The organism is Acinetobacter sp. SCLZS86 (assembly GCF_021560715.1).
GTDB classification, from domain to species: domain Bacteria; phylum Pseudomonadota; class Gammaproteobacteria; order Pseudomonadales; family Moraxellaceae; genus Acinetobacter; species Acinetobacter towneri_A.
Window position 1 is genome coordinate 20638 of the sequence record NZ_CP090864.1, and the last position, 26229, is coordinate 46866.

15 protein-coding genes, 2 tRNA genes, 3 rRNA genes and 1 pseudogene are annotated in these 26229 nt (G+C 43.9%); 14 read left to right on the plus strand and 7 right to left on the minus strand.

The window, feature by feature from the left end; genetic code table 11:
- Positions 1-276 precede the first annotated feature (276 nt).
- The 5 genes from LZP46_RS00090 (at position 277) to rrf (ending at position 5774) form a co-directional block, all read left to right on the plus strand.
- Positions 277-1815: ribosomal RNA gene (locus tag LZP46_RS00090) — 16S ribosomal RNA — on the plus strand.
- 158 nt (positions 1816-1973) lie between these two features.
- A tRNA-Ile gene (locus LZP46_RS00095) sits at positions 1974-2050 on the plus strand.
- A 55-nt stretch (positions 2051-2105) separates the two neighbouring features.
- Positions 2106-2181: transfer RNA gene (locus LZP46_RS00100), tRNA-Ala, on the plus strand.
- Between the two features lie 393 nt (positions 2182-2574).
- Positions 2575-5468 (plus strand): 23S ribosomal RNA (locus LZP46_RS00105).
- 191 nt (positions 5469-5659) lie between these two features.
- A 5S ribosomal RNA gene (rrf, locus tag LZP46_RS00110) occupies positions 5660-5774 on the plus strand.
- Together the 16S, 23S and 5S rRNA genes with 2 tRNA genes alongside form the textbook arrangement of a ribosomal RNA operon.
- A gap of 77 nt (positions 5775-5851) precedes the next feature.
- On the opposite strand, the gene LZP46_RS00115 is transcribed toward rrf, so the two are convergent.
- Together LZP46_RS00115 and LZP46_RS00120 are read right to left on the minus strand one after the other, a co-directional pair.
- Positions 5852-6814, minus strand: coding sequence for an IS30 family transposase (locus LZP46_RS00115; RefSeq protein ID WP_236094296.1), 963 nt, complete (start codon positions 6812-6814; stop codon positions 5852-5854).
- A gap of 164 nt (positions 6815-6978) precedes the next feature.
- On the minus strand, positions 6979-7662 hold the full coding sequence (locus LZP46_RS00120; protein ID WP_236094297.1) for a TIGR04219 family outer membrane beta-barrel protein: 684 nt from the start codon (positions 7660-7662) through the stop codon (positions 6979-6981).
- A 171-nt stretch (positions 7663-7833) separates the two neighbouring features.
- Between LZP46_RS00120 and LZP46_RS00125 the strand changes: the two genes are divergently transcribed.
- A complete protein-coding gene (locus tag LZP46_RS00125) occupies positions 7834-9276 on the plus strand; it encodes an aldehyde dehydrogenase family protein (RefSeq protein WP_236094298.1) in 1443 nt (480 codons plus the stop codon).
- 195 nt (positions 9277-9471) lie between these two features.
- Here the strand turns inward: LZP46_RS00125 and LZP46_RS00130 are convergent, their stop codons facing one another.
- Positions 9472-10434 (minus strand): IS30 family transposase, encoded by a 963-nt coding sequence (locus tag LZP46_RS00130; protein WP_068532856.1) that lies wholly within the window; start codon positions 10432-10434, stop codon positions 9472-9474.
- 486 nt (positions 10435-10920) lie between these two features.
- Here LZP46_RS00130 and LZP46_RS00135 point away from each other — a divergent pair.
- A pseudogene (locus LZP46_RS00135) lies at positions 10921-12406 on the plus strand (sodium-dependent transporter).
- A gap of 1 nt (position 12407) precedes the next feature.
- The gene (locus tag LZP46_RS00140; protein ID WP_004970370.1) at positions 12408-12518 is read left to right on the plus strand and encodes a methionine/alanine import family NSS transporter small subunit; all 111 of its coding nucleotides are present in this window, start codon (positions 12408-12410) and stop codon (positions 12516-12518) included.
- Between the two features lie 129 nt (positions 12519-12647).
- Here LZP46_RS00140 and rsmB read toward each other — a convergent pair whose 3' ends face one another.
- Positions 12648-13955, minus strand: coding sequence for a 16S rRNA (cytosine(967)-C(5))-methyltransferase RsmB (rsmB, locus tag LZP46_RS00145; protein WP_236094299.1), 1308 nt, complete (start codon positions 13953-13955; stop codon positions 12648-12650).
- Positions 13952-14914, minus strand: a complete 963-nt coding sequence (fmt, locus tag LZP46_RS00150; protein ID WP_236094300.1) for a methionyl-tRNA formyltransferase — start codon at positions 14912-14914, stop codon at positions 13952-13954. The genes rsmB and fmt overlap by 4 nt, the downstream gene beginning before the upstream one ends.
- Before the next feature lie 375 nt (positions 14915-15289).
- Between fmt and ilvD (LZP46_RS00155) the strand changes: the two genes are divergently transcribed.
- From ilvD (LZP46_RS00155) to LZP46_RS00175, 5 genes are all read left to right on the plus strand, one after another.
- Positions 15290-17119, plus strand: coding sequence for a dihydroxy-acid dehydratase (ilvD, locus tag LZP46_RS00155; RefSeq protein WP_236094301.1), 1830 nt, complete (start codon positions 15290-15292; stop codon positions 17117-17119).
- A gap of 218 nt (positions 17120-17337) precedes the next feature.
- On the plus strand, positions 17338-19023 hold the full coding sequence (gene ilvD, locus LZP46_RS00160; RefSeq protein WP_236094302.1) for a dihydroxy-acid dehydratase: 1686 nt from the start codon (positions 17338-17340) through the stop codon (positions 19021-19023).
- A gap of 118 nt (positions 19024-19141) precedes the next feature.
- Complete coding sequence (locus tag LZP46_RS00165) at positions 19142-20455, plus strand: hypothetical protein (RefSeq protein ID WP_236094303.1); 1314 nt, start codon at positions 19142-19144, stop codon at positions 20453-20455.
- Complete coding sequence (locus tag LZP46_RS00170) at positions 20445-20732, plus strand: chorismate mutase (protein WP_019837337.1); 288 nt, start codon at positions 20445-20447, stop codon at positions 20730-20732. The genes LZP46_RS00165 and LZP46_RS00170 overlap by 11 nt, the downstream gene beginning before the upstream one ends.
- A 316-nt stretch (positions 20733-21048) precedes the next feature.
- Positions 21049-21228 (plus strand): hypothetical protein, encoded by a 180-nt coding sequence (locus LZP46_RS00175; RefSeq protein ID WP_004970356.1) that lies wholly within the window; start codon positions 21049-21051, stop codon positions 21226-21228.
- Between the two features lie 281 nt (positions 21229-21509).
- On the opposite strand, the gene LZP46_RS00180 is transcribed toward LZP46_RS00175, so the two are convergent.
- On the minus strand, positions 21510-22808 hold the full coding sequence (locus LZP46_RS00180; protein WP_179995246.1) for a solute carrier family 23 protein: 1299 nt from the start codon (positions 22806-22808) through the stop codon (positions 21510-21512).
- A gap of 247 nt (positions 22809-23055) precedes the next feature.
- On the opposite strand from LZP46_RS00180, the gene LZP46_RS16280 reads away from it, so the two are divergent.
- Entirely contained in the window at positions 23056-23187 is a 132-nt protein-coding gene (locus LZP46_RS16280) for a hypothetical protein (RefSeq protein WP_268920073.1), read from the plus strand.
- A gap of 271 nt (positions 23188-23458) precedes the next feature.
- On the opposite strand, the gene ppc is transcribed toward LZP46_RS16280, so the two are convergent.
- The gene (ppc, locus tag LZP46_RS00185; RefSeq protein WP_236094304.1) at positions 23459-26143 is read right to left on the minus strand and encodes a phosphoenolpyruvate carboxylase; all 2685 of its coding nucleotides are present in this window, start codon (positions 26141-26143) and stop codon (positions 23459-23461) included.
- Positions 26144-26229 lie beyond the last annotated feature (86 nt).

Below are 26229 nucleotides of genomic sequence, written 5' to 3' on the forward strand. Positions count from 1 at the left end.
GAATGCACTCATCCCGACGCGAAACAGCCTACGAACTTAGCTTACAGGGTTAAGTTGTTAGAAGTGTTTTGCGTTAAAATTTCTGCTGACGAGGCAGAAATTAAGATCATTAAGAGATTATGAAGAACAACTTGTGTGGATTTTTACTGATTGATTGATCGAAAATATTTCATTGATTGATTGGTTTAAATTACTCGAAGTTTATTTGAGCGAAATTTAAGTCAGAAAATTGATGAGCCAGATTTGGAAGTTTAGATTAAAACTTCAAAATGATTTTAACTGAAGAGTTTGATCATGGCTCAGATTGAACGCTGGCGGCAGGCTTAACACATGCAAGTCGAGCGGGCGAGGTTGCTTCGGTAACTGAGCTAGCGGCGGACGGGTGAGTAAAGCTTAGGAATCTGCCTATTAGTGGGGGACAACATTCCGAAAGGGATGCTAATACCGCATACGTCCTACGGGAGAAAGCAGGGGATCACTTGTGACCTTGCGCTAATAGATGAGCCTAAGTCGGATTAGCTAGTTGGTGGGGTAAAGGCCTACCAAGGCGACGATCTGTAGCGGGTCTGAGAGGATGATCCGCCACACTGGGACTGAGACACGGCCCAGACTCCTACGGGAGGCAGCAGTGGGGAATATTGGACAATGGGGGGAACCCTGATCCAGCCATGCCGCGTGTGTGAAGAAGGCCTTTTGGTTGTAAAGCACTTTAAGCGAGGAGGAGGCTTACCTGGTTAATACCTGGGCTAAGTGGACGTTACTCGCAGAATAAGCACCGGCTAACTCTGTGCCAGCAGCCGCGGTAATACAGAGGGTGCGAGCGTTAATCGGATTTACTGGGCGTAAAGCGCGCGTAGGTGGTTAATTAAGTCAAATGTGAAATCCCCGAGCTTAACTTGGGAATTGCATTCGATACTGGTTAGCTAGAGTATGGGAGAGGATGGTAGAATTCCAGGTGTAGCGGTGAAATGCGTAGAGATCTGGAGGAATACCGATGGCGAAGGCAGCCATCTGGCCTAATACTGACACTGAGGTGCGAAAGCATGGGGAGCAAACAGGATTAGATACCCTGGTAGTCCATGCCGTAAACGATGTCTACTAGCCGTTGGGGGATTTGATCCTTTAGTGGCGCAGCTAACGCGATAAGTAGACCGCCTGGGGAGTACGGTCGCAAGACTAAAACTCAAATGAATTGACGGGGGCCCGCACAAGCGGTGGAGCATGTGGTTTAATTCGATGCAACGCGAAGAACCTTACCTGGCCTTGACATAGTAGAGACTTTCCAGAGATGGAAAGGTGCCTTCGGGAATCTACATACAGGTGCTGCATGGCTGTCGTCAGCTCGTGTCGTGAGATGTTGGGTTAAGTCCCGCAACGAGCGCAACCCTTTTCCTTACTTGCCAGCATTTCGGATGGGAACTTTAAGGATACTGCCAGTGACAAACTGGAGGAAGGCGGGGACGACGTCAAGTCATCATGGCCCTTACGGCCAGGGCTACACACGTGCTACAATGGTCGGTACAAAGGGTTGCTACCTCGCGAGAGGATGCTAATCTCAAAAAGCCGATCGTAGTCCGGATCGCAGTCTGCAACTCGACTGCGTGAAGTCGGAATCGCTAGTAATCGCGGATCAGAATGCCGCGGTGAATACGTTCCCGGGCCTTGTACACACCGCCCGTCACACCATGGGAGTTTGTTGCACCAGAAGTAGGTAGTCTAACCGCAAGGAGGACGCTTACCACGGTGTGGCCGATGACTGGGGTGAAGTCGTAACAAGGTAGCCGTAGGGGAACCTGCGGCTGGATCACCTCCTTAACGAAAGATTGACGATTGGTAAGAATCCACAACAAGTTGTTCTTCATGACGATGTGTCTTAAAAGATAATTCGAGGTTTTCGAATTGGATTGAGTAGCAGATACTACGCACTGCGTTTGTCTTGCGAAAAATACAAAGCGATGCTTTGATTTTTCTCAGGGTCTGTAGCTCAGTTGGTTAGAGCACACGCTTGATAAGCGTGGGGTCACAAGTTCAAGTCTTGTCAGACCCACCACTACTGACGAAGCAATTATGCAGAAGAAGATACATCGAATCACAGATGATAAGCTGGGGACTTAGCTTAGTTGGTAGAGCGCCTGCTTTGCACGCAGGAGGTCAGGAGTTCGACTCTCCTAGTCTCCACCACGTACTTATTGAGTATGGGTATAAGCTAAAGATTACAGAATTTAGTAAGTATAAGCTTATTAAGTTCTGTGATTTAAATATCACAGTATTTAGTGCGATCTGACGAAGACGCATTAATTCATTAACAGATTGGCAAAAATTGAGTCTGAAATAAATTGTTCAACTCATTTAATTCAAGATTGACAGTAATACTTCGGTGTTACGGTTTAATTACGAATTGAAATGAGAACTAGCAAATTAACTGAATCAAGCGTTTTGGTATATGAATTTAGATTGAAGCTGTACAGTGCTTAAGTGCACGAGACTTTGAACTGTAGATTAAATAAATCATTGATTATTTATTTAATTGTCTTAATCCTACTTGTAAGTGTTAACGACTGTTTGGGGTTGTATAGTCAAGTAATTAAGTGCATGTGGTGGATGCCTTGGCAGTCAGAGGCGAAGAAAGACGTGATAGCCTGCGAAAAGCTCCGGGGAGGCGGCAAATATCCTTTGATCCGGAGATTTCTGAATGGGGAAACCCACCTACCTTAAGGTAGGTATCGTATGATGAATACATAGTCATACGAAGCGAACGCGGGGAAGTGAAACATCTCAGTACCCGTAGGAAAAGAAATCAATTGAGATTCCCTCAGTAGCGGCGAGCGAAAGGGGAAAAGCCCATTAAGTTATGTGTGTTTTAGTGGAATGCTCTGGGAAGTGCAACCATAGTGGGTGATAGTCCTGTACACGAAAGGGCACACATAATGATGACGAGTAGGGCGAGGCACGTGAAACCTTGTCTGAATATGGGGGGACCATCCTCCAAGGCTAAATACTCCTGACTGACCGATAGTGAACCAGTACCGTGAGGGAAAGGCGAAAAGAACCCCTGTGAGGGGAGTGAAATAGATCCTGAAACCGCATGCATACAAGCAGTGGGAGCCAACTTGTTTGGTGACTGCGTACCTTTTGTATAATGGGTCAGCGACTTATATTCAGTAGCGAGGTTAACCGAATAGGGGAGCCGTAGAGAAATCGAGTCTTAATAGGGCGTCTAGTTGCTGGGTATAGACCCGAAACCGGGTGATCTATCCATGAGCAGGTTGAAGGTTGGGTAACACTAACTGGAGGACCGAACCCACTGTCGTTGAAAAGCCAGGGGATGACTTGTGGATAGGGGTGAAAGGCTAATCAAACTCGGTGATAGCTGGTTCTCCCCGAAAGCTATTTAGGTAGCGCCTCGGACGAATACCATTGGGGGTAGAGCACTGTTTCGGCTAGGGGGTCATCCCGACTTACCAAACCGATGCAAACTCCGAATACCAATGAGTACTATCCGGGAGACAGACTGCGGGTGCTAACGTCCGTAGTCAAGAGGAAAACAATCCAGACCGCCAGCTAAGGCCCCAAAATCATAGTTAAGTGGGAAACGATGTGGGAAGGCATAGACAGCTAGGAGGTTGGCTTAGAAGCAGCCACCCTTTAAAGAAAGCGTAATAGCTCACTAGTCGAGTCGGCCTGCGCGGAAGATGTAACGGGGCTAAAACTATGTGCCGAAGCTGCGGATGCATAATTTATTATGCGTGGTAGGGGAGCGTTCTGTAAGCCGAAGAAGGTGGATTGAGAAGTCTGCTGGAGGTATCAGAAGTGCGAATGCTGACGTGAGTAACGACAAAACGGGTGAAAAACCCGTTCGCTGAAAGACCAAGGGTTCCAGTCCAACGTTAATCGGGGCTGGGTGAGTCGACCCCTAAGGCGAGGCCGAGAGGCGTAGTCGATGGGAAATTGGTTAATATTCCAATACTTCAGTGTAATGCGATGAGAGGACGGAGAAGGTTAAGTCAGCCTGGCGTTGGTAGTCCAGGTGAAAGGAAGTAGGCATGCATCTTAGGCAAATCCGGGGTGCTCTATGCTGAGATCTGATATCAAGCTGTACTTGTACAGTGAAGTGGCTGATACCCTGCTTCCAGGAAAAGTCTCTAAGCTTCAGTTACACTGGAATCGTACCCGAAACCGACACAGGTGGTCAGGTCGAGTAGACCAAAGCGCTTGAGAGAACTCTGCTGAAGGAACTAGGCAAAATGGTACCGTAACTTCGGGAGAAGGTACGCTGTTGATGGTGATAGGACTCGCTCCTTGAGCTGTCGACAGCCTCAGAAACCAGGCCGCTGCAACTGTTTATTAAAAACATAGCACTCTGCAAACACGAAAGTGGACGTATAGGGTGTGATGCCTGCCCGGTGCTGGAAGGTTAATTGATGGGGTTAGCGTAAGCGAAGCTCTTGATCGAAGCCCCAGTAAACGGCGGCCGTAACTATAACGGTCCTAAGGTAGCGAAATTCCTTGTCGGGTAAGTTCCGACCTGCACGAATGGCATAATGATGGCGGCGCTGTCTCCAGCAGAGGCTCAGTGAAATCGAATTCGCCGTGAAGATGCGGTGTACCCGCGGCTAGACGGAAAGACCCCGTGAACCTTTACTGCAGCTTGACATTGAACTTTGACCTTACTTGTGTAGGATAGGTGGGAGGCTTTGAAACTTGGACGCTAGTCCGAGTGGAGCCGTCCTTGAAATACCACCCTGGTAATGTTGAGGTTCTAACTCTGTCCCGTTATCCGGGACGAGGACCATGTCTGGTGGGTAGTTTGACTGGGGCGGTCTCCTCCTAAAGAGTAACGGAGGAGTACGAAGGTGCGCTCAGCGTGGTCGGAAATCACGCGTAGAGTATAAAGGCAAAAGCGCGCTTAACTGCGAGACCCACAAGTCGAGCAGGTACGAAAGTAGGTCTTAGTGATCCGGTGGTTCTGTATGGAAGGGCCATCGCTCAACGGATAAAAGGTACTCTGGGGATAACAGGCTGATACCGCCCAAGAGTTCATATCGACGGCGGTGTTTGGCACCTCGATGTCGGCTCATCTCATCCTGGGGCTGAAGCAGGTCCCAAGGGTATGGCTGTTCGCCATTTAAAGAGGTACGCGAGCTGGGTTTAGAACGTCGTGAGACAGTTCGGTCCCTATCTACCGTGGGCGCTGGAAATTTGAGAGGATCTGCTCCTAGTACGAGAGGACCAGAGTGGACGAACCTCTGGTGTACCGGTTGTGACGCCAGTCGCATCGCCGGGTAGCTATGTTCGGAAGGGATAACCGCTGAAAGCATCTAAGCGGGAAGCCTACCTCAAGATAAGATTTCCCCGAGGCTTTATGCCTCCTAAAGAGCCGTTGAAGACTACGACGTTGATAGGTTGGATGTGGAAGCATAGCGATATGTGAAGCTGACCAATACTAATTGCTCGTGAGGCTTGACTATACAACACCCAAACAGTTGGGGTTGTATGCTCAATCGATTCAAATCCAATCAGTCAAATCAGACTGACCTTGATTTAGTTAACGCTAAACAATAAAATTCAGACCCAATACAGCCCAATCTGTTACAGATTCGGAAAACGCAGTGCATCACAGTCGTGAATAAGACCAATGCAAGTCTCCGTAAACAGTTGTGCTGGCGACCATAGCAAGAGTGAACCACCTGATCCCTTCCCGAACTCAGAAGTGAAACCTCTTCGCGCTGATGGTAGTGTGGGGTTACCCATGTGAGAGTAAGTCATCGCCAGCTCATTATTCAAAGCCCCCTTGACATAAACGTCAAGGGGGCTTTTTTATGTAGAAAAGAAAATATTAAGAAGGGCGGATTCAAGCGGCAAGTGCAACAGTATAAAAACCAGCCATAACTTCACTCGGTGTATACCAACCTAGTTTTTTTCTAGGACGATGGTTGAGTGCAAATTCTATCTGCTCTATTTGTTCGTTTGACACGTCATCAAACGATGATGATTTTGGCAGATATTGACGGATTAAACCATTCTTATTTTCATTTCTTGCTCGCTGAATAGACTTGTAAGGATCAGCAAAATACGTCTCTATGCCAGCATCAGTAATTCTTTTGTGTTCGGAAAATTCTTTGCCATTATCAAATGTCACACTATAAGCATGGCTCATTTGTAAACGATCTAATGCACAAGTAATCGTTTGAGAGGATGCTCTCGTTGGCCCTAAATGAACAATATGTACATACAGGCTCTTTCGATCAACGAGAGTCAATAAAGCACCTTTATGATGTTTACCAATCACCGTGTCACCTTCGAAATCTCCTAAACGTTGTCGTTGATCAATGACCTGGTCTCGGCAGTGAATACTTGTTTTATCAATGATTTGCCCCCTACGATCCGTGTTTTTGTAACCGCGTTTTCGATATTTCTTCTGAAGCCTTAAGTGTAGATAAAGTTTACCGCCTTTTGATTTATCTTGATAAATGTACTGGTAAATCCACTCATGTGAAGGTACACCCAGCCAACCGCGTTGTGTTAAAGCACCTGAAATTTGTTCTGGTGACCAGTCCAAACCAATCAAATAATCAATATAAGCGAAGGCAAATGCTGTCATTGATGATGAAGGACGGTACCGTCTTTGACTTGCAAATTTAGCTGCCTGTTGAGCTCTATATCCACGTTGCCCAGTATTTCTTTTTAATTCACGGTAGATGGTTGATCGTGAACGTCCTAACTCCCGAGCAAGGGTAGCGATTGAACTTTTACTTTTCAAAGTAGCATAAATTTCGTATCTTTCATCTTGAGAAAGTTGGGTGTATTTCTTCATTGTGTGCTTTCCAATTGCGAGTTGAAAAAGTCTAATGATTCTATGAATACACCTAACTTTTTCAACTAACTACAAATGTGTTGCACTTGGGATTTGAATCTGCGAAGAATAAAAAACCCTTAAACATAATTTAAGGTTTTTAAATTTATTTAAATATCAAATGCTTAGAAGTGTGCTTCTAAGCCTAAATATGGGCCTTTAAACTCTAATTGAGTTTCCTGATTGGAATCTTGATTGAGCTTAATATCTAAAATACGATAGCCTGCTTTTAAACCCACATCGACCAAAACGGCATCTATAAAGTTATATTTAATTTCTGCCTGAGCATCACGAACTTCATTGTCGCTATTTTTGGCATAGTTGGCCTCAGCTTTGGCACTTAAACCTGTAAATGGTAATTTGACTACTGCTTCTGCATACAGCATAGGTAAAGTTTCACTGACGTCTTGTGTCGAAAACAAATTCGATCTTAAGTCGCCTTCAAGTACTTTGGCACCAAATCCAACATCTGCTGCAACAATGTTATCTAAAATTTCATAATATAAAATGAAGTCTGAGTAATCTAAATCCAGCTGATTGATTTTTACACCAGCAGCGCTTTGCTCGCTTTCGGCCTGCAAATTGACATGCTTAATTTTGGCATTGGGTAAAAAAGGAACAGGATGTTCTACTGCCAAACTGAAGGGTATGGCAAAATCATCATCTAAGTTTGGCGATAACTGAGCCTGATTCCAGTCTGCACTATATTTCCAATAATCCACGCTGGCTTTTAGCCCAATAATATCGGCATGCACCGCTGAACAACCAATTAAACTGCATGCTAAAGCAAAACGTTGTAATGTAAGCATATAAACCCTAGTATTTTGTCATCATCATTTGGGATGAATGGTGTGGTGTTGTATGTTCTCGTGACAAAAAATCATGTGAAATATTGTCTAACTTAGCGCATCATACATTTTCTTGAATCAAAATTCTTGTAAAAATATAGCCTAATTCGCGCCAAAAAAGAGGATTTCAGTATGCAAAATGTCCATCCACCTGTCGATTACCCGCTCTATCTTGCCAATAAAGCAGTAGAAACAGGGCAATGGTTAGCCGTTCAGCATAAATATTCTCAAAAATTATATGCACGTGTCGCACTTGCCGATGCAAAAAGTATTGAAAAAGCTATTCTTGCAGCCGTCAAAGCAGAAGCAGAAATGACAAAATTACAGCCCTTTCAAAAACAAAAAATTCTCTTGCATTGTGTGCAGCGTTTTCAAAACATGCGTGAAGAATTAGTCGAAATTTTAATTGCCGAAGGTGGAAAACCACGTTTGGCTGCGATGGCAGAAGTCGAGCGTTTAATTAATACCTTCCAAATTGCGGCAGATGCGGTGTCGCAGCTAGATGAAGGACGTATTTTACCGTTGGCGGTAACGGCTGCTGCTGCGAATTATCAAGGGATGGTTAAGCATGTACCCATTGGTGCAGTGTCTTTGATCAGCCCTTTTAATTTTCCGTTGAATTTAACTGCACATAAAATTGCGCCCGCGATTGCTGCAGGTTGCCCTTTTGTATTAAAACCTGCCAGCGCCACGCCTATTTCAGCATTGAAAATTGCAGAAGTGTTGGCTGAAACAGATTTACCTCAGGGTGCGTTTTCAGTATTACCTTGCGAGCGCGAGCAAGCCGATGTTTTAGTGACTGATGACCGTTTTAAACTGCTCAGTTTTACTGGTTCAGATGTGGTGGGTTGGGATATGAAAGCCCGCGCAGGACGAAAAAAAGTAACGCTAGAGTTGGGCGGCAATGCAGCGGTGATGATTGAACCCGATACTGAACTGAATGATGCGCTGATCAATCGTCTCATTAGTGGGGCGTATAATCATGCTGGGCAGGTGTGTATTAGTGTGCAACGTATTTTGGTGCATGCTGACGTATATGCCGAACTGAAAAAGAAACTTGTGAGCCAGCTCAAGAAAATTAAAGCGGCAGATCCTGATTTAGACACGACGCTAGTTGGCCCAATGATTAAGACTTCTGAAGCGCAGCGTCTGAAAAAGTGGATTGATAAAGCGGTGAAAAAAGGTGCAAAAATATTGGTCGGTGGCGAGCTGAAAGGTGTGATGTTTGAGCCGACTTTATTGGAACAGGTCGATCCAAACTTGGAGGTTTATAAAGATGAAGTTTTTGGCCCTGTTGCCATTTTGGAAAAATATTCATCTTTTGAACAAGGAATTACACGTATTAACCAAAGCCGTTTTGGTTTACAGGCGGGTATTTATACAAAGAGTCTGGAAAAAATGCTGTATGCATGGGATCAGTTACAAGTTGGTGGGGTGATTATTAATGATATTCCATCGTTCCGTGTGGACAATATGCCTTATGGTGGAGTGAAAGATTCGGGTTTAGGGCGTGAGGGAATTCAATCTGCTATTCGGGATATGCAGGAAGAGCGTTTATTGGTAATTAAGCGTTAAGTATCTGATCTAATGATGCATCGTTATAAATAAAGAGAAAGGATGAGTTAACTCTGAATTTTGAGATGATTGATTACAGTGCTGTAGTTCGGTGAATAATAGGCTACAGCGCTAGTGTAAAATAGATGAAAATTAAAATAACTCAAATAGCATCAAAATTTCATTCCAAATAGTTATAGAACTTATAAGGCGGATTTAAGCGGCAAGTGCAACAGTATAAAAACCAGCCATAACTTCACTCGGTGTATACCAACCTAGTGTTTTTCTAGGACGATGGTTGAGTGCAAATTCTATCTGCTCTATTTGTTCGTTTGACACGTCATCAAACGATGATGATTTTGGCAGATATTGCCGGATTAAACCATTCGTATTTTCATTTCTAGCTCGCTGAATAGACTTGTAAGGATCAGCAAAATACGTCTCTATGCCAGCATCAGTAATTCTTTTGTGTTCGGAAAATTCTTTGCCATTATCAAATGTCACACTATAAGCATGGCTCATTTGTAAACGATCTAATGCACAAGTAATCGTTTGAGAGGATGCTCTCGTTGGCCCTAAATGAACAATATGTACATACAGGCTCTTTCGATCAACGAGAGTCAATAAAGCACCTTTATGATGTTTACCAATCACCGTGTCACCTTCGAAATCTCCTAAACGTTGTCGTTGATCAATGACCTGGTCTCGGCAGTGAATACTTGTTTTATCAATGATTTGCCCCCTACGATCCGTGTTTTTGTAACCGCGTTTTCGATATTTCTTCTGAAGCCTTAAGTGTAGATAAAGTTTACCGCCTTTTGATTTATCTTGATAAATGTACTGGTAAATCCACTCATGTGAAGGTACACCCAGCCAACCGCGTTGTGTTAAAGCACCTGAAATTTGTTCTGGTGACCAGTCCAAACCAATCAAATAATCAATATAAGCGAAGGCAAATGCTGTCATTGATGATGAAGGACGGTACCGTCTTTGACTTGCAAATTTAGCTGCCTGTTGAGCTCTATATCCACGTTGCCCAGTATTTCTTTTTAATTCACGGTAGATGGTTGATCGTGAACGTCCTAACTCCCGAGCAAGGGTAGCGATTGAACTTTTACTTTTCAAAGTAGCATAAATTTCGTATCTTTCATCTTGAGAAAGTTGGGTGTATTTCTTCATTGTGTGCTTTCCAATTGCGGGTTGAAAAAGTCGAATGATTCTATGAATACACCTAACTTTTTCAACTAACTACAAATGTGTTGCACTTGAGATTTGAATCTGCGTAACTAAAAAATCAAGTCAAAATGGAGTGGAATTTGAACGTTTGATTAAAAAAATGCATACAAAAAGCATCTTTCTAAGCAGAATTTACAGAAAAATTGTTCAAAAATGAGTATTGTTAAGCCATACAAAAGCGCAATATTGGGCAAAGACTTTAAGCAAGATTTTCCGAATATTTCGCTGTTTGACCTTTAGAATTTGATGCTCAAAAGGTGTGACTCTAAAGCAAACACCCAGATTTTCATTTTTTGCAGGATATTTTTTGCGTGCGCTAAAGTACCGTTATATAAAGTAAATTTAAGCTAATGAAAAAGCAAGTTATTTATATAAAAGGTCAGAATTAAAAAACAAGCAGCAAAAAATAGCCTGAAGTTTAGGTGTTCTATGACAGATTCTCGTGAGAGTTGGTCCGCGCGATCAGGCTTTATTATCGCAGCCATTGGTTCTGCGGTCGGGTTGGGCAATATTTGGCGTTTCCCTTATGTTGCCTATGAAAATGGCGGCGGCGCATTTTTAATCCCTTATTTAATTGCGATCTTTGCCGCAGGTTTGCCATTGCTGTTTTTGGACTATGCAGTTGGGCATAAATACCGTAAAGCACCACCAACCGCTTATAAAAAGCTCATGAACAGTGAAGCATTGGGCTGGTGGCAGGTGATGGTGACTTTGCTGATTGGTATTTACTATGCCAGCGTATTGTCTTGGGCAGGCAGTTATATGTTCTATTCCATTGGTCAGCAATGGGGAACAGACACTGAAAAATTCTTTTTCACAAGCTACTTACAAAATGGTGAAGGCTTAGCCTTTGGTTTTGTACCAACCTTATTTATTGGCTTGGTCATCGTATGGATGGTGGTGATGTTCATTTTATACGGCGGGGTGAAAAAAGGGGTTGAGCTGTCAAATAAAATCTTTATACCACTTTTGCTGATTTTGTTCTCTATTCTCGTGGTTCAAGCTTTACGTTTACCGGGTGCAGTCGATGGCTTAAATGCTTTCTTTACGCCTAACTGGGAAGCGATGACGAATTATAAAGTATGGTTAGCTGCCTTTGGTCATATCTTCTTCTCGCTTTCAGTTGGGTTTCGGGATTATGTTGACCTACTCATCATACCTAAAACGTAAAACTAACTTGACTGGTTCAGGCTTGGTGGTTGCACTTGCAAACTCATCTTTTGAAATTTTAGCGGGTATTGGTATTTTTGCTGCGCTTGGTTTTATGGCGTACAGTGCAGGTTCATCGGTAGATGAAGTCGTTTCAGGTGGTATTGGTTTAGCTTTTATTGCATTCCCAAAAATCATTTCTAGCTTGGGTGCTGGTGGCGATTTATTTGGTTTCTTATTCTTCGCTTCATTGACGGTTGCGGGGGTGACCTCAATGGTGAGTATTCTGCAAGTTCCTATTGCTGCGTTCCAAGACAAACTGGGATGGTCGCGTAAGCGTGCAGTAACCATTATTGCAGGTGGTTCAGCGATTGTTTCAACTCTGTTATTCTCTACCCACAGCGCAATTACTTTTGTCGACATCATTGATTACTTTGCCAACAATATTGGTATTGTTGGTGGTGGTTTATTGTCGATTATTTTGGTGACTTGGTTCCGTCGTCCATTGCTCAAAGAATTGCAGCAACACGTTAACCAATACTCAAGTATTAAATTGGGTTTGGGCTGGAATATCCTATTAACCATCGTGACTCCGCTTTCATTGCTAGTCGCTTTAGCTTTAACCCTTAAATCTATTTTTGCGGAAGGCTATGGGGGTTATCCATTACACATTTTACTCATCGTGGGTGGTGGTACCGTGGCGCTCTTTATTATTGGTGCGGTATTGTTTAGTCGTTTAAAAGATCAAGACGCAGCGGAGAAATAACATGAATACATCTGCATTGGTGATGTTGATTATTTCAACAGTGGTACTTTGGGGTGGTTTGGTTTTGGCGATGATTCACCTGATCAAAAACCCAGATGAACTTGAAGACTAAGCATTTTGCTGAAACGGGTGAGAAGCTTTAAAGCATTGCACTGGCTAACTAAAATAACCCTTGATTGATTCAAGGGTTATTTTATTGGAAAGGCGATTCAATGAGAAGAATGGTTAAAACAAAAACAACTTAGGCGGTTTTTTCAATACGACAATAATAAAAACCATCACCGCGTCCTTCTTGCGGCAATAATTGGCGTCCGTAAAGTTGTGGAATGCCCCAATCTGCATCAATTTTGACTTCTTTGGCATTAAGATGTTCGGCAAAGAATTGCTGCATTTGCTGTTCATTTTCGGCTTTTAAAACCGAGCAGGTAATGTAAAGCAAGGTGCCGCCAACTTTGAGTTGCTGCCACATCTGCTGCAAAATCTGTTGCTGTAATGCCACCGTTTGCTGAATATCGCCAGATTGACGCAGCAAACGAATATCTGGATGACGACGCAAGACCCCAATTGCAGAGCATGGTGCATCCAATACAATACAGTCGACTGCTTCACTAGCGTTCCATGTGGTTGCATCGGCAGCCAAAATTTCGACTTTCGCTTCTTGATTTAGTTGCAGGCGTTCTAGGTTTTCGCTGACACGTAACAGACGTTTGGCATCCTGATCTAAGGCAATCAATTTTTTAGGCTGAAATTTTTCGAGCAGATGCGCTGTTTTACCACCGGGTGCTGCGCAGGCGTCGACTACGACTTTGCCATCTAAATTTGGCAAGAGCATTGCACACAGTTGGGCATGTTCGTCCTGTACGGAAAATACGCCTTCATCAAAACCAGGCAAGTCTGGAATGTGCACATTTTGCAGCATCACAATACCAACTGCAGATACGGTGCAAGCTTCAGCAGCAATCTCTTGTTCCTGCAAAATTTTTAAATAGTCATTACGGCTGATTTGGCGCGTATTGACTCTTAAGGTCAGGGGGGCAGTTTGCTTTAAAGTGTGCGTCAGTTGTTCTAATTGCTCAGGCCAATCTTTTTTCAGGCGTTTATACAACCAACTTGGCAAACCATGCGCTTGTGCCAAAGCCGTTTGAAATTCGGATGTTTCACGTGAAACACGACGCAGAATCGCATTCACTACACCGCTGAGTGCTTGATAGCCCAATTGTTTGGCTGCAGTAACAGTTTCGGAAATTGCGGCATGACTGGCTACACGGGTACAAAGCACTTGATATAAGCCAACATATAAACAGGTTTCAACAGTTTCATTGTTAAGTGGTTTCACCAACAACGGCAAAGTAATACTTTTTAGGGCATACCATTGACGCAAGGTGCCCAAAACCAGCTCATGAAACAAGGCACGGTCACGTTCTGCGACTTTGCTTAAATGTATAGGTAAAATGCTAGCCAATGATTGCCCTTGTTGTACAGCCAGTAGCGTACGAATAACTTGGGCACGCAAGTTCAAATGTGAGTTGCCTGATTCAGAATGGCTCATGCGAGAACTTGTCCTGTTTGAAGTTTTTGAGTTTGAATGATTTGCACAGGATTCAGTGGTTTAGCACCTGGCCATTGCAACGAGCTTAAGCATACTGCTTGTTGATCACCACAAGCGACGTGTACACCTTGTTTGTCCAGTTTTAATATTGTGCCTGCAGCTTTGCCTTGTGCAGATTCATCTGATAATGCTGAACCCCACACGCGTAAGTTTTGAGTGTCATCTAAAGGAATAAATGCAACAGGCCACGGGTTAAAAGCACGGATATTACGGTCAATTTCGGCTGCAGTTTGGGACCAGTTAATTTGCGCTTCGGCTTTGGTTAGTTTGTGTGCATAGACCGTTAAGGCTTCATCTTGCACTTCACGCGCATCTAAATAGTCTTGTAATTTTTGTTCTGAAGCCAATACTTCAACAATTGCTTCGGCGCCTTGCTGCGCCAGTTTGTCATGTAAAGTAGCAGAGGTGTCTGTGGCAGTAATTGGGCATCGGGTTTTATACATCATATCACCCGTATCTAAGCCTGCGGCCATTTTCATAATTGTGATGCCTGTTTCGGTATCCCCTGTGGCGATGGCGCGCTGAATCGGCGCTGCACCACGCCAACGTGGCAATAAAGAACCGTGAATATTCAAGCAGCCATATTTAGGCGTATCTAAAACCACTTGCGGCAAGATTAAACCATAGGCCGCAACCACCATCACATCGGCATTCAATGCAGCCAATTCTTGTTGAGCCGCCAGACCTTCTTCAGTAGATGATTTAAAATGCAAAGGTTGATAGACAGGAAGATCGTGTTGAAGTGCCAATTGCTTCACCGCAGATGCTGTGAGTTTTTGTCCGCGTCCTGCTTTACGGTCAGGCTGAGTGTAAACCGCGACAATCTCATGTTCGGTGTTCAGGAGTGCTGCCAAAGCGCTTGCAGCAAATTCAGGCGTACCTGCAAAAACGATTTTCAATGGAAATCAACCCATAGTTTTAGATGACGCGGCAATTATAACAAATTGCGGCCCAAAGGTCGGAACGGGTTGTAATAAATCCACCTTGTCGCTGTGCTGCGCTATAAATTATTATGATAAAAATTAGTAATGTAAATTTTAAAAATTATTCATGAAAGTTTTGTATTGAATTCAGTATGATCAACAAGGTGCTGTGGGTTTTCGTCACTTTTTATCCATCATAAAGTCGGTAAAGCAGCAGCCTTACTACCTCAAGCTGTAGTAAAATAGAAAGATTCTTAAACTGTTTTGCAGTGATACAGATCTTGCAAACAGTATTATTTCGCCAGAATGAATTTCAGATTCATTTCAGCACAACCAAGTTGGAACTTTATAATGCCTGACTATCGTTCAAAAACATCGACACACGGAAGAAATATGGCGGGTGCACGCGGCTTATGGCGTGCAACGGGTATGAAAGACGAAGATTTCGGTAAGCCGATTATTGCGGTGGTCAACTCATTTACCCAATTTGTACCGGGCCATGTGCATTTAAAAGACCTCGGTCAAATGGTGGCAGCGCAAATTCAGGCGGCAGGTGGTGTTGCCAAAGAATTTAACACCATTGCCGTAGATGACGGGATTGCCATGGGCCATGACGGCATGTTGTATTCATTGCCATCACGTGACTTGATTGCCGACTCGGTAGAATACATGGTCAACGCGCACTGTGCCGATGCTATGGTCTGTATCTCCAACTGTGACAAAATTACCCCAGGGATGCTGATGGCTGCCATGCGCCTAAACATTCCAGTGGTGTTTGTATCTGGCGGCCCAATGGAAGCAGGTAAAGTCAAAATTCGTGGCAATGAACACGCGATTGACTTGATTGATGCGATGATTGTAGCGGCAGATGATAACTATACCGATGAAGAAGTCGCTGAATACGAGCGCTCAGCATGTCCAACGTGTGGTTCATGCTCAGGGATGTTCACTGCCAACTCAATGAACTGCTTAACAGAAGCTCTAGGTTTATCTCTACCTGGCAACGGCTCAATTCTAGCAACTCACGCCAACCGTAAAAAACTGTTTGATAAAGCAGGTCAGTTGATTGTGGAATTGGCCAAACGCCATTATGAACAAGACGATTACAGCGTATTGCCACGTTCAATTGCAACCAAAGCATCTTATGAAAATGCTATGACGTTGGACATTGCCATGGGCGGTTCAACCAACACCGTATTGCACTTGTTGGCGGCTGCCAATGAAGCAGGTGTGGATTTCACCATGGATGATATTGACCGTTTATCACGTAAAGTGCCTGTATTGTGTAAAGTTGCACCTGCAAAACAAGATGTTCACATGGAAGATGTACACCGTGCGGGCGGCATTATGTCTATTTTAGGTGAGCTAGATCGCGCAGGTTTATTGGACACTTCAGTGGGCACAGTTCACGAAGCGACTTTAAAAGATGCTTTAGATAAATGGGACATCATCCGTACCGAAAATGAAGACGTTTATAGCTTCTTCCGTTCTGCACCCGGCGGCGTACCCACCCAAACAGCATTCTCACAAGACCGTTACTATTCACGTTTAGATGGTGACCGTGACAATGGTGTGATTCGTAATGCAGAACACGCCTTCTCTAAAGATGGTGGTTTGGCGGTACTTTACGGCAACATCGCTTTGGATGGTTGTATTGTCAAAACTGCAGGTGTGGATGATTCCATTTTGAAATTTAACGGCACAGCACGTGTTTTTGAAAGTCAGGATGCTGCAGTAGACGCGATTTTGGGCGGTAAAATCACAGCGGGTGATGTGGTGGTGATTCGCTACGAAGGCCCACGTGGTGGCCCAGGTATGCAAGAAATGCTCTATCCAACCAGCTATTTGAAATCGAAAGGTTTAGGCAAAGAATGTGCCTTACTGACTGATGGTCGTTTCTCGGGCGGTTCTTCAGGTCTTTCAATTGGTCACGTTTCTCCAGAAGCGGCTGAAGGTGGTGCGATTGGTTTGGTTGAAGATGGTGACCGTATCGAAATTGATATTCCAAACCGCAGCATTCACTTGGCAGTAGATGACGCAACCATGGCGGCACGTCGTGAAGCGCAAGAAGCCAAAGGTTGGCATCCTGCAGAAGAACGTCCACGTAAAATTTCTAAAGCGTTGAAAGCCTATGCCATGCACACTACCAGTGCGGCAAAAGGTGCGGTACGTGAAATCTAAGCAGGAATTGGCAATTTAAGCTGCCACAAAAAAGCACTTCAAAATTGGGGTGCTTTTTTATGAGCCTGCAATGAGCAATGTTAGTATCGCAGCAAATTTGAGCAATGAAATTAGACAGGCATTTTCGTTTACATCCTGCCTGCTTTCGATACAATGAAAAATAAAATAAATCGTCATAATGAACACGTCATTTCACCCATCTCGCTAAGGAATCAGCCATGAGTAAACAGAATATCCGCGAACATTCAGCCGAAGTCTATGAAGGCATTGAAAATGCACCTGCACGCTCCATGATGCGTGCGGTGGGTTTTAAGGATGAAGATTTTACTCGTCCATTTATTGGCATTGCATCGACTTGGGCCAATGTCACCCCATGTAATATGCATATCGATGGCTTGGCGCGTGAAGCAGAAACAGGCGTGAATCAGGCAGGTGGTAAAGGCATTATTTTCAATACCATCACTATTTCAGATGGTATTTCGAACGGCACTGAGGGTATGAAATATTCACTGGTTTCACGTGAAATCATTGCCGACTCAATTGAAGCTGTGGTGGGCTGTCAGGCCTATGATGGTGTGATTGCCATTGGTGGCTGTGATAAAAACATGCCGGGCTGCATTATGGGATTGGCGCGTTTAAACCGTCCGGGCTTGTTTGTGTATGGCGGCACGATTAAACCAGGTGCAGGACACACCGATATTATTTCGGTATTTGAAGCCGTGGGTCAGCACGCCAAAGGCGAAATTAACGAAATTCAGGTCAAGCAGATCGAAGAAGTGGCTTTGCCGGGCGCAGGCTCGTGTGGTGGCATGTACACCGCGAACTCTATGGCATCGGCGATTGAAGCATTGGGCATGAGTTTACCAGGGTCTTCGGCACAAGAAGCTGTTTCTCAAGATAAAATGGATGACTGCCAACGTGCAGGCGAAGCAGTCATGAATTTGTTACGTTTGGATATTAAACCACGTGACATTATGACCAAATCTGCCTTTGAAAATGCCATTAAAGTGCTGATTGCTTTGGGTGGATCGACCAATGGCGTGCTGCATTTAATTGCCATGGCACATTCTGCAGGGGTTGAACTCACACTGGATGATTTCGTGCGTATTGGTCAGGAAACCCCAGTCGTGGCCGATGTACGTCCATCGGGCAAGTATTTAATGTCGGAGCTAATTGCCATTGGCGGAATTCAACCATTGATGAAACGCATGCTAGATGCAGGCATGCTTGATGGTTCTTGCTTAACGGTTACAGGTAAAACTTTGGCAGAAAATTTGGCCGATGTTGCCGATTACCCTGAAGGTCAGCACATTATTTTACCGTTTGATGCACCAATCAAAAAAGATTCACACTTGGTGGTGTTAAAAGGCAACTTATCGCCTACGGGTGCAGTGGCAAAAATTACAGGCAAAGAAGGCTTGTATTTTGAAGGCCCTGCGCGTGTCTTTGAAGGTGAAATTGGTGCAATGCGCGGCATTTTAGATGGCGAAGTGCAAGAAGGTGAAGTGGTTGTGATCCGCGGCGAAGGCCCTAAAGGTGGCCCAGGTATGCCAGAAATGCTGAAACCGACTTCTGCAATTATTGGCAAGGGCTTGGGTAATTCAGTCGCGTTAATTACTGATGGACGTTTTTCGGGTGGTAGTCACGGTTTTGTGATTGGACATGTGACCCCAGAAGCGTATGAAGGTGGGCCAATTGGTTTGGTGAAAAATGGCGATAAAATTTCGATTAATGCTGAAACCCGTGAAATGACTTGGCATGTGTCGGAAGAGGAAATGGCAGCGCGTAAAGCGGCATGGGTCAAACCAAAGCCAAACTATACCCATGGTGCATTGGCGAAATTTGCTAAATTGGCATCGGGTGCAGAAAAAGGTGCAGTGACTGATCTGAATTTAGAGGTTTAATTGCTCATTTTTATATGAATTGATATAAATCCTTGTGTAGTATTGAAGGACGAGCGCACATGATTTGCATGTGGCTTGTCCCTAAACCACAAGGATTTTCTTTTTAGAGGCTGATCTCATGTCATTGTTACGCCGTTGGTTCGATCCGATCCGATCCAGATGGTTTTATCAAAAACCATCTCGGCAAGCGGTGTTGTCCACGGAACACGGACTGAGTGTGTATTTACGTCTAGATGATGTATATAGCTATTTGGCGGTACAGCAGTTGCCGCAATTAGAAGATATTCTGGCCGATGAGTTAAAACCTTTAACCGTGGTGATTTCGCGGCAAAGTGGCGATGCACCGAATCAAATGTCGGCTGTAGAATGGCAAAATTATTGTATTCAAGATGCACAAATTCTTGCCAAACAGCATCGTTTTAGTTTTCACGATACCCCTGAACCACCGACTGCAGAGGCCTTAATGCAGGCAGAAGCCATTTTGCGGCATACTCCGTTACGTGGTCAGGATTTCTTGTATTTACTCGAAGATGTGTTCCATATGCTGTGGCAAAAGCAGTCGGGTAAATTACGCACCTTATATGCCATGGCCAGCCGTCATCATCAAATTCAGGATTTTCCTGAAAGGGTTTTTGATGATGTACCTGTATTGGCCAGTTATTTTGAATTTGGTGGACGTAAATATCATGCCGTAGATGATTTATTGCGTCTAACCCGCCGTTTAAAACAACAAAAATTACTCACCGATAATCCGATTTTCTTGATCAATCACATTGAATGGTGTGAGCATTTAATTAGTGATGCCGAAGAACTCAATGAAATTCAGGCACTTGACCCTGAATTGGACTTATACATCGCACTAGAAGACCCGATTTCTTGGTTGTTATTGGCGTATATCAAAGAGGAATTAGCTGCCTATTACAATATCCATTTGAATGTGTATCCATTGTCCTATCATGGGCGTGACTGCTTTGACTGGAGTTTGGCGACGCGATTATCTAAACGTACCGATGTTGCGTTTACGCCATTTTGCCGCCCGACCGAGCAGGCGACTTATCAAATGGCGCAACTGTATTACAGTGTGCCTGAAGAACAGCGTGTCGATGCCATATATCGCATTTTGCAGGCGGTATGGACAAGGGGGCAGGATTTGTCCTTTAAAGCGCATTTTGAGCGTATGCAGCGTGAACTCGAGTTAGATCAAATGACCACAGCGGATGTGACTGAGTTGCTCAAAGAAAATGATATGCTGTGTGAAATGAAATCTCAGCCTGATTTTCCTGTGTTGGAATTGCGTATAGATGGGCAAAGATACGTGTTTAATAGCTTATATCGGGTGTGGATGATTGAAAGTATTTTCAGTAATGTGTTAGAAGAAAAGTATAAGAGTGAAACCGAAACTGAAAGTGTAGCCCAAGCCCATGAACAATGAAAAAGTAAAATCATTACAACAAGCACGTGACAAAATAGACCAAATTGATGTGGCTTTAATTGAATTGATTGCATCGCGTCAGTTTTATGTCGATCAGGCGATGCGCCATAAACAGACTGTGGATGATGTACAGTCGCCACAGCGCGTGAAAGAAGTGATTGAAAAAGTCCGTGCTTTGGCCGTGCAACATGCAGTCGATCCAGACATGGTCGAGCGTTTATATCACGATATGATTCAGCATTTTATTCAGCGTGAATTAAAAGAATTTCGTCCCTAACTGGTCTTATCTATAAGTTTGGGTGATGCTTCAACCGCAGCCCAAACTTTATATTTACGCGGTAAAACCGCTATTTGTATGCCATCTTGGTTTTCAAACCATAATTTTTAAAAATAATTTGCTTATTTTTTCTGCTGGCAGCTTTAAGCGCAAAGCCTTGCCTGTCTTGACTTTGACGGCTGTTATAAAGTCGTGGTAAAAAAAAGAATCTGATTTTATTACATTTTTTAACATTGTAAGTTTGCTTTATTTTAAAAAGTATATATATTGTATATACATCTTTTGCGAAGCAGTCTTTATTTTGGAGAGATCAGCAATGAACGAGCAAATCAAAAAAATAAAGACAGGCAAGAAAGATGGACAACTTTTAATTCGTATTAATAGTACTGAACGTGATGAATTTATTCGTTTATGTGAAGAACTTGATACTAGTGCTGCTCGTGAATTAAGAAAATTTATTCGTAGTTTTGTGAAACAACACAATGGCAACGAATAGCCTTACTAAGGAGTAATACCATGGCTAAGCAAGTTAAATCTTTGAAGCAAAAAATCAAAGCACGTTTGAAAAAGATTTCAAAACATAAAGGCAAATTGAAGCAACTTAAGCAAGAGCTTAAAAAACAGAAATAAGCCTTAAGTAAAAGCATGATCTCTTAAAAACGGTTTATTCTAGACAGACCGTTTGAGCTAAAAAAAGACCGAACAATCACTGTTGTTCGGTCTTTTTGCATTGTTTCGGCATCTGCTTAGGTTCAAGCAAATGACTACAAGTTCTGCTTAGGATGGATCACGCAAACTAAAGAACCAGTTTAGGAACAAGGCTGCAAAAGTTGCTGTACCAATCCCACCCAAGTTAAAGCTGCCCAGTTGCAGCGCAAAGTCGCCTGTTCCTAAAATAATGGTCACGGCAGCCACCATCAGATTTTTGTTTTTAGAAAAATCGACTTTGTTTTCAATCCAAATTTTTGCGCCAGCAATGGTAATCAAACCAAAGACCACAATTGAAGCACCCGTTAAAATAGCGGTAGGAATGGTGTGAATAATCGCGCCAAATTTTGGTGATAAGCCAAGGAAAATTGCAAAGACCCCCGCCACCACAAAAATAATTGTGGAATACACGCGGGTAACAGCCATCACGCCAATATTTTCACCATAAGTGGTCATACCTGGTGCACCGACACCGCCTGCGAGTGTTGTGGCAACACCATCTGCGACAAAGGCTTTACCAATGTGTGGATCGAGGTTTTCACCTGTCATGGCACCGACTGCTTTAATGTGTCCCAAGTTCTCTGCCACCAAAATGAACGCAATTGGGGCAATAATCAGCATGGCATTCACATCAAATACAGGCGCGTGAAAGTCTGGAACACCAAACCACGCGGCTTGCTGAATTGGTGCGAAGTTAATTGGCGTACCCCAACCCATGACATTGGTGACTACAAAATAGATCAGATACGACATGAGTAAGCCAATTAGGAGCAAGAGGCGTTGCAGTAAACCTTTGGTAAATACAGCAATTATGCCCATACATAGCACAGTCACCAATGCCATCCACATATTAAATGGATTGCCTGCAACGGCTTTGACTGTAACTGGGGCAAGGTTTAAACCAATGATCATTACCACGGCACCTGTCACCACAGGTGGCATCAATTTTTCAATCCAACGGGTGCCTGTAGCCATCACCAAAAAGCCAATCAGAGCATATAAAATACCGCAGGCAATAATCCCGCCTGCCGCGACCCCAATATTGGCATTTAAACCACCTGCTGCACCTGCATAGCCTGTGGCAGCTATCACTACCCCAATAAAGGCAAAGCTCGAACCTAAATAACTTGGCACACGCCCACCTGTCATGAAAAAGAACAGGATGGTACAAATCCCTGACATTAAAATGGCAAGGTTCGGATCAAAGCCCATTAAGAAAGGTGCAAGTACCGTAGCACCAAACATGGCAAACGCGTGTTGTATTCCCAAGACAACGGTTTGTGCAGGCGGTAGATACTCATTGGTCCCTACAGGACGTGCATCAATGCTGCCCTCATAGGGGCGCCATTTGGGAAACCAATTGGACATAAAGTGAGCACTCAAAAGCTAAATTGAGCACATCATACTCTTGTATTGCATAAATTTTTTAAAAATTTTGCGAGGAAACTGACCGGCTGCTTATTTTTAGGATTAAATTTTACTATTTGTTAAAAATTGCATTTAATATAAATAAGTAATTTTATTTATAAATTTAAAGAATGTATTGCTGCATCAATGGGATGAAAACAGACTAAGAATAAATTTAATTGCACATAATTTAGGCTGGTTTTTCGCCATGCAACGTATAGGGCTAAAAAACGGGCGTATAGGGGATGATAATGAGCAAGGTCAGCACAGAACCACCGTAAAAGACCACTCAGCAGGCAAGGGTGCCCTCAAAGATAATAATGCGTTTAAACAGCAGTAAGCTTGTAGAACATAGAGCTAATGGTAAACACATCTGTGAGTACTGTCATTTGACCCAGAAAATAGTCAATGTTCATATTTTTTATCAGATATTTAATCATAAGCATAATTCAAAGAAGGTAGCTCAGAAATCATAAAAAATGCCAGTTTTCATGTTTTATATGATTTTTTTAGTGACCCTTTTATACAGCAATCTGCCCATGCCATTTCTAAGTGAATGAGCCACAAGCAGAGTACAGACTCTGCTTGTTGTGCTATCTATTCGTAGAGGCTTAACCTGTATTGCGTAAGCCTGCTGCAATCCCTGCAATGCTTACCATGAGGGCATGATCGACAGGGGTATGTTCGGCATTCTGTTCTGCCAAATATAAACGACGACGTTTCATCAACTCTGCCTGTAGCAAATGCAGCGGCAATAAATACGGTTTACGCACCCGCATCGATTGATCTAGCACATCATTGCTGCTGAGCAATTGCGATTCCCCTTTGAGAGTCAGTAGCGTTGTTACGGCATCCCGCAGGCGTTGACGCAGTTGCTCACCGAGTTCTTTCAGGTCTTCGTCATCGGTCAGGTTAGACTCATAATACAATGCAATATTGCTGTCGGCTTTAGACAACACCATTTCCAACATATCAATTAAAGTCTGGAAATAAGGCCAATCGCTGAGCATTTCATCTAAAGTGGCTTTTTGTCCCTGATCGATTGTTTGGTTAATTGCCGCGCCTGTCCCTAACCAAGCAGGTAGCATCAGACGGATTTGCGTCCATGCAAACACCCACGGAATGGCACGTAAGGATTCAATTCCGCCGCTGACTTTACGTTTTGCAGGACGTGAACCGAGCGGCAACATCTGCAATTCTAGCTCTGGCGTAACGGTGCGTAAATATTTCACAAAATGGGGATTTTCACGCACAGTTTGACGGTAGACCTGTACCGAAAGTTCAGTCATGTTATGCATGAGCTCGCGCCATTCTGCTTTTGGTACAGGCGGTGGCATCAGCGTCGCTTCTAAGGTGGCAGCGGTATAGACTTCCAGATTTTGTAAGGCAACCCCTTCAAGTCCAAATTTAAAACGAATCATTTCGCCTTGTTCGGTCACGCGAATTGCACCTGAAATAGAACCCGGTGGCTGTGAGAACAGTGCTTGTTGAGTCGGTGCACCACCACGGCTGATGGAACCACCACGACCATGAAATAAAGTCAGTTGCACAGCATGTTGCTGCGCTACCGCAGTCAGTTCTTCCTGAGCGCGGTACTGTGCCCAGTTGGCAGACATAAAACCTGCATCTTTGGCGGAGTCTGAGTAGCCAATCATGACCTCATGTTTACCCTGAATATGCTGTTTGTACCAATGCATATTAAATAGGGTATTCATGGTCTGGGCAGCCCCATCCAAGTCTTTCAGGGTTTCAAACAGCGGCACCACACGTAAAGGATGCTGAATGCCTGCTTCTTTTTGTAGCAATAACACCGCCAACACATCACTTGGATATTCCGCCATGGAAATAATATAAGCGCCCAAGCTTTCCTGCGGCTGCGCAGCCAACGTGCGCATTGTTGCAAACACTTCTTGCACATCGGGATGTTGAATCAGGCTTTCTGCAGGTTCCTGCATGAATTTTGGCAATAACGGACGTTTGCTTTGCAGTTCTTGAAGTAAGAAGTTCTGACGCGCTTGTTCAGTCCAAGTTTCAAAATTGCCTAAACCTAAATATTCGGTAATGGCAGAAATGGCTTGGCGATGACGTCCTGACTCTTGGCGAATATCCAGTTTTAGTAATTCAATACCAAAACAATTCACACGGTGTATTAAATCTAGCAATTTGCCGTTCGCAATGTCTGACAATTGACAAGCCGTCAGCGAGCGATAACACAGTAATAAAGGCTGTAACAACTCGTCTTTGTTTTTAATCACCAAACTGTCATCAGCATCTTTGCCTTGTAATTTTGCTGCTAACCAGTCGCGGGTGGCTTTTAGGCGTTCACGGGTGTCGCGTAAATATTCACGGTACGGCTCTGCATGGGAATGTCCTAAAGCATCTGCCAATTCTGGGCTACATTGCTGAATGGAAAGTTCCCAACGCAGGTTTTCAATATCACGTAAATACAGTTCTGCTGCTTTCCAGCGCGACAACCACAATACTTCTTGAGTCACTTTATGGGTGACATTGGGGTTGCCATCGCGGTCACCGCCCATCCAAGAGGCGAAACGCACAGGCGCAACGTTCAGCGGCAGGCTTTGCCCACAGTGTTCCTGCACAATGCTGTCTAATTCACGTATGAATTTAGGCACTGCATTCCACAGGGTTTGTTCGATGGTGGTAAAGCCCCATTTGGCTTCATCGACAGGGGTTGGGCGATGTTGGCGAATTTCATCGGTTTGCCAAGCTGAGCTGATGAGCTGTTTTAAATCTGCCAAAACTGCCTGACGTTCACGTGGCGTCAGTTTTTGTTGATCCATTTTAGACAGGCAGTCATTAATATCGTCATATTTTTGAATCAGGGTACGACGGCTGACTTCAGTCGGATGCGCAGTTAAAACCAATTCAATTTTCAGTTCGCAGACTTGTTGATAGAGGGTTTCTGCAGAAATTTGGTTGTCTTTAAACTTGAGGAATAAGTGATCGAGTGGGTTTGGAGAAACGCCATTTTCATCAAATTCGCTTTGGCGACGACTCCGCACCACATGATATTGCTCGGCGATGTTGGCAAAGTTCAAAAAGTGGGTAAAGGCACGGGTGAGCGGTAAGATTTCGTCATCTTCTAGACTTAAAAACAGTTGTTCGAGTTGTTTTTCAGCTTCGGCTTGTCCATCGCGCGCGCCTTTAGATAAAGCACGAATTTGTTCGACCTGATTAAACAAATCTTGTCCTGCGTGTAACTTGAGGGTCTCACCCAATAAATTGCCAAGTAAGCGTACGTCATCGCGTAGAGGAGCATCAATTTGTTGAATCATTCGTTGTTCTCCATGTTCTGTGTTTTTACTCTGTTAAGACTATACCCCGATTTAGACACAATCCAAGCGGGCTATCTACAAAAGTT

Coding starts and splice junctions, on each gene's coding strand:
- LZP46_RS00115 (WP_236094296.1), bottom strand. CDS start 6,814: ATGAAGAAATACACCCAACTTTCTCAAGATGAAAGATACGAAATTTAT.
- LZP46_RS00120 (WP_236094297.1), bottom strand. CDS start 7,662: ATGCTTACATTACAACGTTTTGCTTTAGCATGCAGTTTAATTGGTTGT.
- LZP46_RS00125 (WP_236094298.1), top strand. CDS start 7,834: ATGCAAAATGTCCATCCACCTGTCGATTACCCGCTCTATCTTGCCAAT.
- LZP46_RS00130 (WP_068532856.1), bottom strand. CDS start 10,434: ATGAAGAAATACACCCAACTTTCTCAAGATGAAAGATACGAAATTTAT.
- LZP46_RS00140 (WP_004970370.1), top strand. CDS start 12,408: ATGAATACATCTGCATTGGTGATGTTGATTATTTCAACAGTGGTACTT.
- rsmB (WP_236094299.1), bottom strand. CDS start 13,955: ATGAGCCATTCTGAATCAGGCAACTCACATTTGAACTTGCGTGCCCAA.
- ilvD (WP_236094301.1), top strand. CDS start 15,290: ATGCCTGACTATCGTTCAAAAACATCGACACACGGAAGAAATATGGCG.
- ilvD (WP_236094302.1), top strand. CDS start 17,338: ATGAGTAAACAGAATATCCGCGAACATTCAGCCGAAGTCTATGAAGGC.
- LZP46_RS00165 (WP_236094303.1), top strand. CDS start 19,142: ATGTCATTGTTACGCCGTTGGTTCGATCCGATCCGATCCAGATGGTTT.
- LZP46_RS00170 (WP_019837337.1), top strand. CDS start 20,445: ATGAACAATGAAAAAGTAAAATCATTACAACAAGCACGTGACAAAATA.
- LZP46_RS00175 (WP_004970356.1), top strand. CDS start 21,049: ATGAACGAGCAAATCAAAAAAATAAAGACAGGCAAGAAAGATGGACAA.
- LZP46_RS00180 (WP_179995246.1), bottom strand. CDS start 22,808: ATGTCCAATTGGTTTCCCAAATGGCGCCCCTATGAGGGCAGCATTGAT.
- LZP46_RS16280 (WP_268920073.1), top strand. CDS start 23,056: ATGCAACGTATAGGGCTAAAAAACGGGCGTATAGGGGATGATAATGAG.
- ppc (WP_236094304.1), bottom strand. CDS start 26,143: ATGATTCAACAAATTGATGCTCCTCTACGCGATGACGTACGCTTACTT.